The following is a 14,221-nucleotide window of genomic DNA, read 5'->3' as shown; positions in this document are numbered from 1 at the left end:
TGCCATGCGCCTACCCTGGGGGCGAGCACGCCATCGACAGGGAGAGCAGTGGACCGACCACCGGCACCGGAGTCCCCGACCACACGCGAGGACCTGGCCCTGGCGATCGCCCTGGTGCCGCTCGCACTGCTCAACCGCCTCTTCGACTCCCCCTGGTGGCTGCTGGCCGCGGCGGCCTCGCTGCTGGTCGTGGCGGTGGCCGGGCGCCGGCGCCGGCCCTGGCCGGCTCTGGCGGCGACCACCGCCCTCGCCCTGTGGAGCGCCAACGCGGTGCTGGCCGCCGCGGTGGTCGCCTTCGGTATCGGGCGCCGCGGGGTGCGCCCCGCCGGGCGGACGAGCACACAGGGACAGGTCCTTCGCGCCCTGCTCGCCACCGCCCTCGCCGGTGCTCTGGCCACCCTGGTGTGGAGGAGCCCGACCCTGTCCCTGGGGTCGCTCGCCCTGCTCCCCCTCCCCGTGGTCCTGGCCTGGGCCGCGGGCGACCACCTGCGCACCCGTGCCGAACTGCGCCGCCGCGAACGGCACGGGGTCGCCGACCAGGCCCGCCGACGCGAGCGCGAACGCATCGCCCAGGACATGCACGACTCCCTGGGCCACGAGATCGGACTGCTCGCGGTGCGCGCCGGCGCCCTGGAGGTGGCCCCCGACCCCACCCCCGAGAGCACCCGTGCGGCCGCCACCGACCTGCGTCTGGGCGCCGCCCGCGCCGCCGAGCGGTTGCGCCAGGTCATCGGCGTCCTGGGCGCCCACGATCCGCACGCCCCGGCCCCCCAGAGCACCGCCGAGCTCGTCGAACGCGCCCGTGCGTCCGGCATGCGTGTGCACTGTCGCACCACACCGGACACCGGCACCGAACCCGGCGATGCGGTGCCGGACCTGGTCGAGCGCACCGTCCACCGCCTGGTCCAGGAAGCCCTGACCAACGCCGCCAAGCACGCCCCCGGCGCCCGGGTCGACATCGAGGTCCAGCACGCGTGCGCGCACACGGCGCTGACCGTCACCAACGACGCACCCGCCGATCCGCCCCCGACCGCACCGCCCGGTACCGGGACGGGTCTGGTCGGCCTGCGCGAACGCGTGCGCCTGGCCGGCGGCACGCTGAGCGCCGCGCCGCTGGGCGAGGGCTTCCAGGTGCGCGCCCATCTGCCCCACACCCCCGCGACCACGGCCCCAGCGCCCGCCGCGGCCGACCCCGGACGCGAGGACGCCCTGCCCCCGCACCTGGCCGCGCACGCGTGGCGGCGGCTGCGCTGGGACCTGGCCCGCACCGTCGTGATCACCACCGCGCTGACCTGCGCCGTCGCGGGCCTGGCCGCCCTCTACGGCTGGTGAGCGTCCGCCCCCGCCCGGGGGCGGACGCGCTCCCGGCGCAGCCAGTACCCGCGCACCACCACCGTGGCCGTGTTGGCCATCGCCGCCACCAGCAGCCACACCGTCAACGCCACCGGCCACGCACCGCCCACGCCCACCTCCCACACCACCGAGGCGGCCGCTCCCGAAGCCGCGCCCAGTACCGCGTAGGCCGCGATGAGCGCCAACGGCAGCAGACGCGGCACCGACCGGGCCACCGGCCGCCACCGGGCACGGCCGGCCATGCGCGCGGCCCACGCCCGCGCTCCGAGCACACGCCGCACACCCAGCACCACCGTCACCAGGGCCAGCGCCCCCAGCACGGCGTCGATGATCCGGTGCACCGGCACGGGCTGGTCGGGTTCGCGCCCCTGCGCCAGGTCCAGCAGCGCCACCGCCAACGGCTGCGCGGTGTCCAGGGGAGTCAGGCTGTTGTTGAGCACCGCCACGCCCAGGGAGCGGTCCTGGGCCACGGTCTGGTAGGCGGTGTAGCCGAACAGGGCGCCGCTGTGCGCCATCCGGTCCTCACCCGGCACGGGCCGCCACCCCAGCGCGTAGCGCTCCTGGGGGTCGGAGGGGGTGAGCAGCGTGTCGATCGTCTCGGCCGACACGAACGGTTGCCCCTGCACGGTGGCTCCGCCGCTGGTGAAGGGGGCCAGCCAGCGGCCCATGTCCTGGGCGGTCGAGACGACCCCGCCCGCGCCGCCGGAGAAGTCCGGGGGCTCGCGGCGCGGCACGGACACCCCGTACAGGGGGACGTGGCCCCACTCCAGTCCCTCGAATCCGGCCACGGCGCGCTCCCCGTCCAGGGCCGTGCCGCTGTCGGCCATGCCCAGGGGCGACAGGACGTTGTCGTCGAGGTAGTCGGAGAAGGGCCGCCCGGACACGACCTCGACCAGGCGCGCCAGCATCCAGTAGTTGCCGTTGAAGTAGTGGTGGCGGGTGCCGGGCTCGGCGGCCAACTCCATGGTGGCCAGGATCGCCACGGCCTCGCGCGAGCTGTGCTTGGCGCGCCGTTCCGGTGAGAGCAGCCCCTGGGAGGCCATGCCTGAGGTCTGGTCCAGGAGTTGGCGCACGGTGATGTGCTCGGCCCGGGGATCGCGGGGGTCGAACTCGACCAGGTGGTCGGTGACGGCGTCGTCCAGGGCGATCTCGCCCTGCTCCACCAGGCGCATGACGGCCATCGCGGTGAAGGACTTGGACAGCGAGGCGGTCAGCATGGGGGTCCGGGCGCTGACCGGGCGGCCTCGCGAGTCGTGCCCGTAGCCGCCGGTGTGCACCACCCGCCCCTGGCTCACCACCGCCACCGACACCCCCGCCAACCCCTGGCGTTGGACGTACTCCCGCACGTACCGGTCGATACGGGCGGTGTCCACGGGCGCCTGCCCCGACCCCGCGGCCCGGGACGGTGCAGGGAGCGCCGCCGCGGCGGGGGTGGTCGGGGCGGCCAGGACCAGGACGGACAGTAGGGTGGCCAGCGCTGTACCAAGGCGAGTGTGCATGGGTCGAACCTAGGAACGGCGGCGCCGGGCCCGCATCGGGTCTTCGTGGTGCCCGACCCTGACTTTCGGGGGAGCCGGGCACCGGGCGGGGAGGGGAGGGGAGCCGCAGTCATGATCGGTGTGGTCCTGGCCGACGACGAGTCGATGATGCGCGCGGGTGTGCGCGCGATCATGAGCGCAGATCCGCAGATCACCGTGGTGGGCGAGGCCGCCGACGGGCACCAGGCCGTCGAGCAGGTGGTGCGCCACCGCCCCCGGGTGGCCCTGTTCGACATCCGGATGCCGCGCATGGACGGCCTGGCGGCCGCCGCGCGGGTACGCCGCCAGGCGCCCGAGACCGCGGTCGTGATGCTCACGCTCTTCGGTGAGGACGCCTACATCGCCTCGGCCCTGGACATCGGGGTGAGCGGGTTCGTCCTCAAGACCGGTGACCCGGGCGACCTCATGGCCGCGGTACGGGCGGCGGCCGCAGGCGGGGCGTTCCTGTCACCGCCGGTGGCCCGCTGGGTCCTGGACCACCTGGACGGTTCCCGTTCGCGCGGCGCACGCGAGCGGGTCGAAGCGCTGAGCCCGCGTGAGCGCGAGGTGTTGTCCCTGATCGGCCACGGCCTGACCAACGCCGTGATCGCCCAACGCCTGGGGGTGGCGGCCAGCACGGTCAAGACGCACGTGGACGCGGTCCGGGCCCGGTTGGGCGTGCGCACCAGGGTGCAGGCGGCCCTGGTGGCCTATGACGCGGGCCTGCTCGACACCGGCCCCTGAACCGGTCCCGTTCCCGCGCGGTGCGAGCGCCCCTGGCCACGCCGGCCGCGACCGGTAGGACTCGCTGTGCCCGCTCTGGGGGCGCCCGACCGGTCACCGAAGCGCGATGGTCCCGGGGCGTCTCTCACCCGGCCAGGAACTCCGCGATCGCCTCGCCCTGCCCCAGGATCGCGTGCCCGGTACCGGGCAGGACCCTGATTTGGGCGTGGGGCACGCACGCGCGCAGGCGCGCCGCGCTCTCGGCCGAGTCGAACATCAGGTCGCGATCGCCCACGAACGCCAGCACGGGCATGGTCAGCGCGCCCAGTGCCTGGTCGGAGAACGCGGGTAGGCGTTCGGTCCGCGGCCGAAAATGCCTGAACGTGCGCTCCAGCGTCTCCAGCACGGGGGCCGCCTCGGTCGCGGACAGCCCCGTCATGGCCCGTACCGCCCGGCGCTGGCCCCACGGGCCCAGGGCGCGCAGGGCCAGGACCGCCATGATCCTGCCCATGGTCTGGCGGCCCAGCCCTCCCGGGCACAGCAGCCCCAGGCGCCGCACCCGCCCCGGCCGGCGGGTGGCCAGGTCCAGGGCCGCCCAACCGCCCAGGGACATGCCCACCACGGCCGTGTCGGTGAGCCCGAGCCCGTCCAGGACCTCCTCCAGCCACCGGGCGTGGTCCTCGCCCTCCAGCGGCGGGCGCGAGGGGGCGCTCAGGCCGGGCTCGCCGATGAGGTCGACGGCGTACACGCGCGAGGCGCGCGCCAGGGCGCTGATGTCGCCCCTCCAGGCGCCGGCGTTGGCGCCCGAGCCGTGCAGGAGCACCACCGGTGGCCCCTGCCGGGGACCGCACGCCAGCACGAACGTCTCCCCCTGCCCGGTGGGCACACGCAGGTGCTCGGCCGGCACCGGCCAGGCCCGCAACGCGCGCAGGTAGTGCTCGCGCAGCACGCGCTCCCCGCCGGGGGAGGAATAGATGGTCGTCACGGGGCCAGGACCCCTTCCAGGTAGTCGAACAGGCGGGCGGTCTCGCTCAGGCCGCCCAGGATGACGACCTTCATCCGCGACCGGTCGCGGTCGTAGACGGTCTCCACGCGCAGCGGCCGCCCGCCGGGGCGGTGGCCGGAAGCCGAACTGGTGAGCAGGGTGGTGACGCGGTCGGCGGTGCGGGCGTCGACGCCGTCGATCTCGACGATGCTGGACGCCTCGGCGTGGCGGGGCACGGCGTCGGGCGGGGGCCCGGGCGCGGGGGTGCCGGTGAAGGCCTCCAGGTCCGCGGCCGAGACGCGGTACTGCTTGCCGATGCGGACGGCACGCAGCCGCCCCTCGCGCACGTAGTTGCGGATGGTGCGCACGTGTAGTCCCAGGAGTTCGGCGACCTGGTCCACGGAGTAGAGATGTTCTGCCACCATCACACCCTATCCTTCCCTATCCTTCCCTCCAAAAGGAGGAAAATGAGGAAGTTACGTGCTCGATCGGGCCCGCACACGGCCCGACCCAGCCCTCCACCGCCCCCGCTCCGCCAAGGAACCGAGGTGACCGGCCCGCGAGCCATGACAGCCGAGCCGACGCACCGAACCCGCCTCGCACCGGCCGCACGGCCTCGCCGCACCCGGACCCCGGTAGGGTCGCTCGCCATGAGCGGGATCGACACCGAGATCACCGCGGACCTCATCCGCGACCTCCTACGGGACCAGCACCCGGACCTGGCCGAGCTGCCCCTGCGCGAGGTCCAGGGCGGCTGGGGCAACCAGTTGTGGCGCCTGGGGGACAAGCTGGCTGTGCGGATCCAGCGCATGGACACCGACCCCGACCACCAGCTCAAGGAACGCCGGTGGCTGCCGCTGCTCGCGCCCCGCCTGCCCCTGCCCGTCCCGGTGCGCGGCGGCGCGCCCTGCGCACGGTTCGACGAATTGTGGACGGTCATGACGTGGGTGCCCGGCCAGCCGCTGGACCACGGATCCATCACCCGCGGCGAGGACGCGGCCCACACCCTGGCGGCGTTCCTGCGGGCGCTGCATGTGCCCGCACCCGCGGACGCACCGACCAGGCCAGCTCCGGCGAGCCCGCGGGCTGGCCGCCCTGAAGAGCCTCTTCCCCATGCTGATGGGCCAGAACGGGGACCGCGGCCTGCCCGGCGGCAAACCGGCCTGGGGCCCGGCGGGCCGGGCCGCGCTCGAGCGGGTCCTGGACGAACCCCCGCCGCGCCCGCCCCCGTAGAGCCCCCGCGCCCGCCGCGACCACGACCGCGACGACCAGCCCGGCAGTGGCTCCCCTCACCGCCTCGACCAGCACGCCCCCGCAGGCGGGCTGTGGCAGGATCCCTGCCATGTCCGCACGCGAACTCCACATCCTGGGCACCTCCAGCGCCGTGCCCACCAAACGCCGCAACCACAACGGCTACTTCCTGCGCTGGGACCAGCACGGCATCCTCTTCGACCCCGGAGAAGGCACCCAGCGCCAGATGCGCCACGCCGGACTGGCCGCCTCCGACCTGACCCGCGTGTGCATCACCCACTTCCACGGCGACCACTGCCTGGGCCTGCCCGGCATCATCCAACGCATCGCCCGCGACCGCCTCACCCACCCCGTCCGCGTCGCCTACCCCCATTCCGGCCGCCACTACTGGGAACGGCTGCGCCACGCCAGCTCCTTCCACGACAGCGCCCTCATCCTGGGCCAGGGCGTCGACGGCAACGGCAGCTGCCCACTGGGCGAGGAGGACCTGCGCCTGAGCGCCCTGCCCCTGGCCCACTCCATCCCCACCTACGGCTACCGCCTGGCCGAACCCGACGGATGGCGCATGCTCCCCCAGGCCCTGGCCGACCACGGCATCAGCGGACCCCTGGTCGGGCGCCTGCGCCGCGAGGGCACCGTCACCTCCCCCCACGGCCACACCGTCCACCTGTCCCAGTGCGCCCGCCCCCGCCCCGGCCAGGTGTTCGCCTTCGTCATGGACACCGGCGAATGCGACCAGGCCCTGGCCCTGGCCCAGGGCGCCGACATGCTCGTCATCGAATCGACCTACCTGGACGCCGAAGCCGACCTGGCCCGCGCCCACGGCCACCTGACCGCCCGCCAGGCCGCCCGCATCGCCGCCCGCGCCGGCGCGCGCACCCTGGTCCTGACCCACATCTCCGAACGCTACGAGCACGGCGACGACCAACGCTTCCTCGACCAGGCCGCCGCCGAGTTCGACGGCACCATCCACCTGGCCCACGACCTGGACCGCATCGCGCTCCCACCCCGCCGCTGACCGAACCGCCCATGGTGTAGGTTGGCACCCGCACACGCACGACACGGCCAGGGGAGGTGAGCAGCGATCCTCGCAGTCACCACAGGGACGCCCTCACCACGGGGTGGCACCACCACCCCCTGAACACGGGCGACCCACGTGATCGAAAGGTTTCCGTGGTCCTCCCACACCCCGACGCCGACCCTTCGTCGGCCCTGGTCCAACGCCTGCGCCGAGCCGGATGCGTCTTCGCCGAAGACGAGGCGGCCCTGATCACCGCCACCGCGCGCACCCCCGACGAACTCGACCGCATGGCACGCCACCGCAGCGCCGGACTACCCCTGCAACACGTCCTGGGCTGGGCCCGCTTCTGCGGACTGCGCCTGCGCGTGGACCCCGGCGTGTTCGTCCCCCGCCCCCGCAGCGAGTTCCTCGCCCACCAGGCCACAGCCCTGGCCCCGCCCACCGGCGTGGCCGTGGACCTGTGTTGCGGCACCGGCGCCCTGGGCGCGGCCCTGACCCACCACCACCCCGGACTGCGCCTGCACGCCACCGACATCGACCCCGCCAGCCTGGCCTGCGCCCGCCACAACCTGCCCCGCGCCCACCTGCACCAGGGCGACCTCTTCCACGCCCTGCCCGACCACCTCGCCCACACCGTCGACATCCTGCTCGCCAACGTCCCCTACGTCCCCAGCGGCCACATCGCGCTCCTTCCCCCAGAGGCCCGCGAACACGAACAGCATCGCGCCCTGGACGGAGGCCCCGACGGCCTGGACCTGGTCCGCCGCGTCAGCGACCAGGCCCCGCACTGGCTCGCACCGGGCGGCCACCTGCTCGTGGAGGTCAGCGACGACCAGGTCCCCACGGCCCGCGACGCCTTCACCCGCGCCGGCCTCACCTGCCGGGTCCGCCACAGCCCCGAACAGGAGGCCACCGTCATCATCGGCACCCTGTGACCACCGGGCCGGGGCGGCCGCCCCCCGCGGCGGCCGCCCCGGCCACGACCCGACCTGGACCCATGCGCCCACCCCACGACCACGCCGCCGCCCTGGCCCGCCTGGCGGGCCTGCTCGCCGACCCCACCCGCGCCGCGATGTGCCTGGCCCTGCTCGACGAACGCGCCTGGACCGCGGGCGAACTCGCCCGCCACACCGGGGTGGCGCCCTCCACCGCCACCGAACACCTGACCCGCCTGGTCCAAGGCGGCCTGCTCACCCAGCACCGCCAGGGCCGCCACCGCTACGTGCGCCTGGCCGACCCCGCCACCGCACACCTGGTGGAATCCCTGGCCGCCCACGCCGCCCCCGCACCGAACACCGCCCCCGCGACCACCCTGCGCCGCGAACGCGCCGACGCCGCCCTGGCCCGGGCCCGCACCTGCTACGACCACCTCGCCGGACACCTGGGATGCGCACTCACCGAGGCCATGACCCGCCAGGGCCTACTCGCCCAGGACACCGGATTCGCGCTGACCCGGGCGGGCCTGGCCTGGTTCGACGAACACGGCATCGCCCTGCCCCGGAGCGGACGCCGCCCACTCGCCCGCTCCTGCCTGGACTGGACCGAGCGCAGACCCCACCTGGCGGGCGCCGCCGGCGCCGCACTGTGCGCCTGGGTGCTCGACTCGGGCTGGTGCCGGCGCGTGGGCTCGGGCCGCGCACTCCAGGTCACCGACCAGGGCCGCGCCGCCCTGGAACGGCTGTGGGACGTGCACGTCCCCACCTGAAGGCGCACCGGCCCCGCACGCGCTTGCGCCCCCGGGGCCGCGGCGGGCATCGTGGCCGCCATGAGCGACCCCCACCGCCCACACCCCCCGGCCGCCACCTCACCCCGCACCCGCACCCGGTCCCTGCTGTTCGCGCTGTTCCTGGCCGGTCTGCTCACCGCGACCGCCGCCGGGGTCTACGCCCTCAACGCCCAACGCGACCAGGGCGGGGCCCACGCACCGCCCGACCAGGACACCTCCTACCCCGTCGTCGCGCCCACCCCCGGACAGGCACTGTCGGTGCGCGCACCCGCGGTCATCGAGATGGCCGACGGCACCACCGTCATCGTGCGCGCCCCCGCACACACGCACGACACCGGCACCGGCCGGGCCGGCACGGACACCGCGGGCGCCCCGGCCCCCTCGGTGACCGACTGGATGCAGGGGATCGGCGCCGTGGTGGCCGCCCTGGCCGCCACCACCGGCGGCGTGCTCTGGTCGGCCCGCCGGATCCGCGACCGCCTGCGCGCACGACGGCGCCCCTGACCGCGGCCCGGCGGTGCGAGACCGCCAGGGCGCGCTCGCACCTCCGGCGACCAGCGCGCCCGGACCTGCCCGAGTGCGCGGCCCATCCCCCTACACCGCCTCGGCCCGCGGCTCCTGCAATGCCGGTTCGGGGCGCACGTTGCCCAGCACCCGCTCGACACGCACCTGGATCACCACCCGGTCGGGGTTGGGGCGCGGCGGACGGTAGCGCAGCGCGTAACGGCGCTCGGCCTCGGCCACCTCCTCCGGATCGGCCACCACCAGCGCCGGCCCCTCCAGGGTCGACCACCAGCGCCCGTCCACCTGGCACACCGACACCCGCGTCCCCGGCCGCGCCGCCAGGTTCACCGCCTTGAAACTGGTCGCCGACGTGATCACCCGCACCAGGTGCTCCTGCGGATCGTAGGTCGCCCCCACCGGCACCTGGTGCACACTCCCGTCAGGGCGCGGACCCGCCAACGTGCACAGGTGGCGCGCACGCCAAAAAGCCAGAAACGAATCGGGAACACCGGACACGGGCACCTCACCTGCAACATTGACGACCAACAGCACCGAAGCGTACGCCCGCCCCCACAGCCCTCCGCACCGCCCCCGGCCCTACGGCCCACCCATCACCCCAGGAACCACCATGAGCACACCCCACGCCCACGGCACCCTGTCCACCACCGACGGCCACACCCTGTACTGGCAGGCCCACGGCAACCCCCGCGGCCGCCCCGCCCTGGTCCTGCACGGAGGCCCCGGCTCCGGCGCCCACGCCGGCTGGACCGACTTCTTCGACACCACCCGCCACCGCGTCATCATGCTCGACCAGCGCGGCAGCGGACACAGCACCCCCAGCGCCGCCGACCCCCGCACCGACCTGTCCACCAACACCACCCACCACCTGGTCGCCGACATCGAAGCCCTGCGCCACCACCTGGGCATCGACTCCTGGCTCGTCCTGGGCGGCTCCTGGGGCACCACCCTGGCCCTGGCCTACGCCCAGACCCACCCCGAACCCGTGCGCGCCATGGTCCTGCTCGCCCTCACCACCACCACACGCCGCGAAGTCCTGTGGATCACCCACGACATGCGCCGCGTCTTCCCCGAACAATGGGAACGCTTCCGCGCCGCCGCCGGACCCGACGCCGACCCGCGCGACCTGTCCAGCGCCTACGCCCGCCTGCTCGCCGACCCCGACCCGCGGGTGCGCTTCGAGGCCGCCCGCGCCTGGTGCGAGTGGGAGGACACCCACGTCTCGGCCACCCCCGGGTTCACCCCCAACCGGCGCTACGCCGACCCCGACTTCCGCATGACCTTCGCTCGCCTGGTCACCCACTACTGGTCCCACGCCGCGTTCCTGCCCGAGGGCCACCTGCTCGCCCACACCCCCGACCTGGCCCACATCCCCGCCACCCTGGTCCACGGGCGCCTGGACATCAGCGGCCCCGCCGACATCGCCTACGACCTCGCCCGTGCCTGGCCCGGCGCCGACCTGGTCATCGTCGAAGGAGCCGGACACAGCGCCGGCACCATCACCCTCCACGGCGCCACCCGTGCCGCCACCGACCGCTACGCCGACCTGCCCTGACCACCCCCGCACCCCCGCCGCGGGACGGGGCGACCGCCCGCGGATTCAGCGCACCAGACCCGCCCGGAACGCGAACACCACCAGCTGCGCCCGATCGCGCGCCCCCAACTTCACCATCGACCGGCTCACGTGCGTGCGCGCCGTCGCCGGAGAGACCACCAGGCGCCCCGCGATCTCCTCGTTGCTCAACCCCTCACCCACCAGCCCCACCACCTCGCGCTCACGCTCGGTCAACGACTCCAACCGCGGCACCTCGCCCCGCTGCGGAGCACGCGAGGTGAACGCCGAGACCACCCGACGCGTCACCGACGGCGACAACAACGCCTCCCCCTGCGCCGCCACCCGCACCGCCGCCAACATCTGCGCCGGATCCTCGTCCTTGATCAAGAACCCCGACGCGCCCGCCCGCAACGCCTCGAACACGTACTCGTCCAGCTCGAACGTGGTCAGCACCACCACCCGGGTACCCGACAACTCCTCATCCCCAGCGATGCGCCGCAACGCCTCCAACCCGTCCATCACCGGCATGCGCACATCCATCAACACCACATCGGGCCGCACCGTGCGCACCACCCGCACCGCCTCGGCCCCATCACACGCCTCCCCCACCAACTCCACGTCATCCTCGGCCTCCAACAACACCCGCAACCCCATACGCACCAGCGCCTGGTCGTCGGCGACCACCACCCGCACCACCATCACCGCTCACCCGCCAACGGCAACACCGCCACCACCTCGAAACCCCCACCCCGCACAGCACCCACATCCACCTGCCCACCCACCGCACGGGCACGCTCACGCATCCCAGCGATCCCCGCCCCCTCACGCACCACACCCGCACCCCGACCCTCATCACGCACCCGCACCACCAACTCACCCTTGGCGAACACCACACTCACCCGCGCCGGCACATCACCCGCATGACGCACCACGTTCGTCAACGCCTCCTGCACGATCCGCAGCGCCGCATGGTCCACCGCGCCAGGCACCTCCACCGGCTCCCCCTCCCACACCACCTCCACCGAGCGCCCCGCCGACCTCAACTCCCCCACCAACGACTCCACCCGGCCCAACCCCGCCAACGGCGCACGCTCCACACCCTCACCGCGAAACACCGCCAACGTGCCCCGCAACTCCTCCAACGCCGCCCGACTGCTCTCCCGGATCGCCTCCAACGCCACCGACGCCTGCTCCGGACGCCGATCCACCACGTGCAACGCCACACCCGCCTGCATACTGATCACCGACAAGCTGTGCCCCACAAGGTCGTGCACCTCCCGGGCGATACGCAACCGCTCCTCGAACCGGTGCCGCTCCACTTCCTCGGCCTCCGCACGCGCCCGCGACTCCCGCCGCGCCCGCACGAACACCCCCGCCCCGGCCGGCACCGCCATCGACCCCACCGCGAACACCACCGCCGAGGCCGCACCACCGTCCAGCAACCCCCACCAGGGCCGACCCGCCTGCGACACCAGCCCCGCCGCCACCACCGCCGGACCCACCCACACCACGAACCGGCCCGGCGCCATCCGGATCCCGGCCGAGAACACCACCAGCGCCGCCAACACCAGCACCGGCCCCGGCCCCGCACCCCAGGCCAAGAACACACCCGTGCCCGCGGCGGCCGCCACCACACCCACCCGCGGCCACACCCGACGCACCGCCACCGCCACCACCAGCAGCCCCACACCCGCCCACACACCCCAGGGCAGCACCACCGACTCCCACACAGCCTCCGAGCCCGGACCTTCACCCCAGCCCGGCCCGCCCCAGTGCCCGCCCGGGCCCGGCCGACCGCGCCACGCCAGCTGCCCGCGCGCCGCCACCAGCGCCACCAGGCCCATCAGCACACCCAGGACCGCATCGGCGACCAGCGTCCGGATACGGCCAGAACTCCACGGCTCCCACACACCACCGACCCTAGGCCGCCCCGCCCGCCCACCGCGTCCCTCCCACGGCGCAGAGCGCCTACGCACCCGTGCGTACACCCACAGCCGCCCCCCGCACGATGCCCGCGACCCCGCCCCGGGCGCACCCTCAAGGCATGGACACCGTCACCGCAGCCGCCACCGCGGCCACCACCCTGGCGGGCCCGCCCTGGCACGGCGGACCGCCGCCCTTCGCACCGATCCTGGGAGCACTCATGTTCTGCCTGCTCATCGCCCTGGCCCTGTGCGCGCTCTTCTTCACCGTGATGCGCCGCCGCGGCGGACCCCCGCCCTGGGTGCGCGCCCACACCGGAGCCCCCCGCACCTCACCCGAAGAGGACGCCCGCCGCACCCTGGCCGACCGCTTCGCCAAGGGCGACCTGACCGTCGAGGAGTTCATGGAACGCGCCAGCGCCCTGAACTGGACCCCCGGCTCCGACGAAGGACCCCGCCGCCGCTGAAGCCCACCACCCGCGGGCCGCACCCCACACCGGGAGGCGGCCCGCCCGCGTGCGCACCACACCCACCCACCACCGGCCACCACACCCGCCCCATCAGCGACAATGGCCACACGCCCACCCCAAGGACACGAAAGGCCACCGCGCACCCCATGCCCATCCCCAAAGCCGAACTCCACCTGCACATCGAAGGCACCCTGGAGCCCGAACTCGCCTTCACCCTGGCCGACCGCAACGGCATCACCCTGCCCTACAGCGACGTCGACGCCCTGCGCCAGGCCTACTCCTTCACCGACCTGCAGTCCTTCCTGAACCTCTACTACGAGCTCATGGACGTCCTGCGCACCCCCCGCGACTTCACCGACCTGACCGAGGCCTACCTCGCCCGCGCCGCCGCCCAGGGCGTACGCCACGCCGAGATCTTCTTCGACCCCCAGGCCCACACCAGCCGCGGCGTCGACCTGGACACCGTCATCGAAGGCCTCACCGCCGCCCTGGACACCAGCCTGGCCCGCCACGGCATCTCCACCGCCCTCATCCTGTGCTTCCTACGCGACCGCCCCGCCCACGAAGCCATGGACACCCTGCACCAGGCACGCCCCCACCTGGACCACATCAGCGCCGTGGGCCGGGACTCCGCCGAAGTCGGCCACCCGCCCGCCAAGTTCACCGAGGTCTTCGCCGCCGCCCGCGACATGGGCCTGCGCTGCGTCGCCCACGCCGGCGAGGAAGGACCCGCCTCCTACATCTGGCAGGCCCTGGACCTGCTCAAAGCCGAACGCATCGACCACGGCATCCGCGCCCTGGACGACCCCGCCCTCCTCACCCGCCTGGCCGCCGACCAAACACCCCTGACCGTGTGCCCGCTGTCCAACGTGCGCCTGCGCGCCGTCGACCACATGGCCCACCACCCCCTGCCCGCCCTCATGGACGCCGGCCTGCTCGTGACCGTCAACTCCGACGACCCCTCCTACTTCGGCGGCTACGTCCACGACAACTTCCAGGCCCTGCACACCCACCTGGGCCTGGACACCGAACACCTGCGCCGACTCGCCCGCAACTCCTTCACCGCCGCCTTCCTCGACCCCGACCGCAAACGCGCCCTGATCGCCCAGGTCGACGCCCACCCCGGCTGGTGACACACCACGGGCCCCGCCCCGCACCAGGGGAGGGGCCCGCAAA

Annotated in this window: 15 protein-coding genes and 1 pseudogene; 10 read left to right on the top strand and 6 right to left on the bottom strand. The window is 74.3% G+C overall.

Annotation, left to right across the window (positions count from 1 at the left end; all coding sequences use genetic code 11):
• The first annotated feature begins 48 nt into the window (after positions 1-48).
• Positions 49-1,332 (top strand): sensor histidine kinase, encoded by a 1,284-nt coding sequence (locus HNR10_RS32085; RefSeq protein ID WP_179829290.1) that lies wholly within the window; start codon positions 49-51, stop codon positions 1,330-1,332.
• On the opposite strand, the gene HNR10_RS29825 is transcribed toward HNR10_RS32085, so the two are convergent.
• Positions 1,320-2,852, bottom strand: a complete 1,533-nt coding sequence (locus HNR10_RS29825) for a serine hydrolase domain-containing protein (protein ID WP_179829289.1) — start codon at positions 2,850-2,852, stop codon at positions 1,320-1,322. The two genes, HNR10_RS32085 and HNR10_RS29825, sit on opposite strands and share 13 nt — an antisense overlap.
• 111 nt (positions 2,853-2,963) lie before the next feature.
• Between HNR10_RS29825 and HNR10_RS29820 the strand changes: the two genes are divergently transcribed.
• On the top strand, positions 2,964-3,614 hold the full coding sequence (locus tag HNR10_RS29820) for a response regulator (protein WP_179829288.1): 651 nt from the start codon (positions 2,964-2,966) through the stop codon (positions 3,612-3,614).
• A gap of 124 nt (positions 3,615-3,738) precedes the next feature.
• On the opposite strand, the gene HNR10_RS29815 is transcribed toward HNR10_RS29820, so the two are convergent.
• Positions 3,739-4,578, bottom strand: coding sequence for an alpha/beta fold hydrolase (locus tag HNR10_RS29815; RefSeq protein WP_179829287.1), 840 nt, complete (start codon positions 4,576-4,578; stop codon positions 3,739-3,741).
• Positions 4,575-5,003, bottom strand: coding sequence for a helix-turn-helix domain-containing protein (locus tag HNR10_RS29810; protein WP_218898138.1), 429 nt, complete (start codon positions 5,001-5,003; stop codon positions 4,575-4,577). Before HNR10_RS29810 ends, HNR10_RS29815 begins: the two co-directional genes overlap by 4 nt.
• Between HNR10_RS29810 and HNR10_RS32080 the strand changes: the two are divergent.
• The 5 genes and pseudogenes from HNR10_RS32080 to HNR10_RS29785 all read left to right on the top strand — a co-directional run.
• Positions 4,989-5,582 (top strand): annotated as a pseudogene (locus HNR10_RS32080) (phosphotransferase); the annotation flags it as partial. The gene HNR10_RS29810 and the pseudogene HNR10_RS32080 overlap by 15 nt on opposite strands.
• 338 nt (positions 5,583-5,920) lie before the next feature.
• On the top strand, positions 5,921-6,847 hold the full coding sequence (locus HNR10_RS29800) for a ribonuclease Z (protein WP_179829286.1): 927 nt from the start codon (positions 5,921-5,923) through the stop codon (positions 6,845-6,847).
• 155 nt (positions 6,848-7,002) lie between these two features.
• A complete protein-coding gene (locus HNR10_RS29795) occupies positions 7,003-7,785 on the top strand; it encodes a putative protein N(5)-glutamine methyltransferase (protein WP_179829285.1) in 783 nt (260 codons plus the stop codon).
• 62 nt (positions 7,786-7,847) lie between these two features.
• Entirely contained in the window at positions 7,848-8,555 is a 708-nt protein-coding gene (locus tag HNR10_RS29790) for an ArsR/SmtB family transcription factor (RefSeq protein WP_179829284.1), read from the top strand.
• A gap of 60 nt (positions 8,556-8,615) precedes the next feature.
• Positions 8,616-9,080 (top strand): hypothetical protein, encoded by a 465-nt coding sequence (locus HNR10_RS29785; RefSeq protein WP_179829283.1) that lies wholly within the window; start codon positions 8,616-8,618, stop codon positions 9,078-9,080.
• Between the two features lie 90 nt (positions 9,081-9,170).
• Here the strand turns inward: HNR10_RS29785 and HNR10_RS29780 are convergent, their stop codons facing one another.
• Entirely contained in the window at positions 9,171-9,626 is a 456-nt protein-coding gene (locus HNR10_RS29780) for a TIGR03618 family F420-dependent PPOX class oxidoreductase (RefSeq protein ID WP_179830045.1), read from the bottom strand.
• Between the two features lie 82 nt (positions 9,627-9,708).
• Between HNR10_RS29780 and pip the strand changes: the two genes are divergently transcribed.
• Positions 9,709-10,653, top strand: coding sequence for a prolyl aminopeptidase (gene pip, locus HNR10_RS29775; protein WP_179829282.1), 945 nt, complete (start codon positions 9,709-9,711; stop codon positions 10,651-10,653).
• 45 nt (positions 10,654-10,698) lie between these two features.
• Here pip and HNR10_RS29770 read toward each other — a convergent pair whose 3' ends face one another.
• Positions 10,699-11,352, bottom strand: a complete 654-nt coding sequence (locus HNR10_RS29770; protein WP_179829281.1) for a response regulator — start codon at positions 11,350-11,352, stop codon at positions 10,699-10,701.
• Complete coding sequence (locus tag HNR10_RS31875) at positions 11,352-12,563, bottom strand: sensor histidine kinase (RefSeq protein WP_312889459.1); 1,212 nt, start codon at positions 12,561-12,563, stop codon at positions 11,352-11,354. Before HNR10_RS31875 ends, HNR10_RS29770 begins: the two co-directional genes overlap by 1 nt.
• Positions 12,564-12,697: 134 nt before the next feature.
• On the opposite strand from HNR10_RS31875, the gene HNR10_RS29760 reads away from it, so the two are divergent.
• Both HNR10_RS29760 and HNR10_RS29755 read left to right on the top strand, forming a co-directional pair.
• Positions 12,698-13,042, top strand: coding sequence for an SHOCT domain-containing protein (locus HNR10_RS29760; RefSeq protein ID WP_179829280.1), 345 nt, complete (start codon positions 12,698-12,700; stop codon positions 13,040-13,042).
• 149 nt (positions 13,043-13,191) lie between these two features.
• On the top strand, positions 13,192-14,178 hold the full coding sequence (locus tag HNR10_RS29755; RefSeq protein WP_179829279.1) for an adenosine deaminase: 987 nt from the start codon (positions 13,192-13,194) through the stop codon (positions 14,176-14,178).
• Positions 14,179-14,221 lie beyond the last annotated feature (43 nt).

The sequence above is a fragment of the Nocardiopsis aegyptia genome (assembly GCF_013410755.1).
GTDB lineage: Bacteria > Actinomycetota > Actinomycetes > Streptosporangiales > Streptosporangiaceae > Nocardiopsis > Nocardiopsis aegyptia.
This window is presented reverse-complemented; position numbering and strand designations above follow the sequence as displayed.